Below are 711 nucleotides of genomic sequence, written 5' to 3'. Positions count from 1 at the left end.
TTTTTTATATTTTATAAACCTGATACCTTTTTATTTTTCAATTGCACTATAAAAAATACGTGGTGCACTATTCCAAACCCATTTTTTGACATCAGGTGTCATCGCTACAGAAACATATGTCTGATAGATAAAAGCATAAGGCCCTTTCTGCATAAAATCACGTTGTAAATCAGCATACATTTGCGCCCGTTTTTTGGGATCTTTTTGAAACAATGCATCTTGAACCTTTTGATTCATAGTTTCATCCAAATACCCATGGCACCAACTCGCATAGCCTGTATTTTTAGCCTCAAGCCGATTATCTGGATTATAAATAAGACGTGAAGCCATTGTATGGGGGTCCCCAGAGCCATTATTCCATCCGAAAAAAATCGTATCAAAACCACGCGCATAAAATTTTGAAAACAACTGCGTACCTACAAAACGTTCAATTTTAAAACGTACTCCAACTTTTTTTGCATTGTCTTGGAGAGACTGAGCAATAGGCAAAGCAAAAGGATAAGGAGAGGCACCGGCAAAAATACTGGCCTCAAAACCATCCGGATAACCTGCCTCTGTTAAAAGTTGCTTTGCTTTTTGGAGATCAAGTTTAAAGGGTTGTCCCTCTTTTTCATCCAAAGCTCCAAGATTACCAAGAGGAATAAAACTTGCACGTGGAATACCAACATCTTTGAGAAGAGTCTTACCGAGTCCTTCATAGTCAATAAGATA

The 711-nt window shown here is 37.7% G+C and carries 1 protein-coding gene; it reads right to left on the bottom strand.

Annotated elements, in window-relative coordinates; translation table 11 throughout:
* Positions 1 to 30: 30 nt before the first annotated feature.
* The coding region (locus ACFIMA_RS09840; protein ID WP_375693789.1) for an ABC transporter substrate-binding protein at positions 31 to 711 on the bottom strand (681 nt) is incomplete at its 5' end.

This window comes from Bartonella sp. AP88HLJMH (genome assembly GCF_042195605.1).
Lineage (GTDB): Bacteria > Pseudomonadota > Alphaproteobacteria > Rhizobiales > Rhizobiaceae > Bartonella.
The sequence above is the reverse complement of the archived record's forward strand: the minus strand, read 5'-3'. Positions and strand labels throughout refer to the sequence as shown.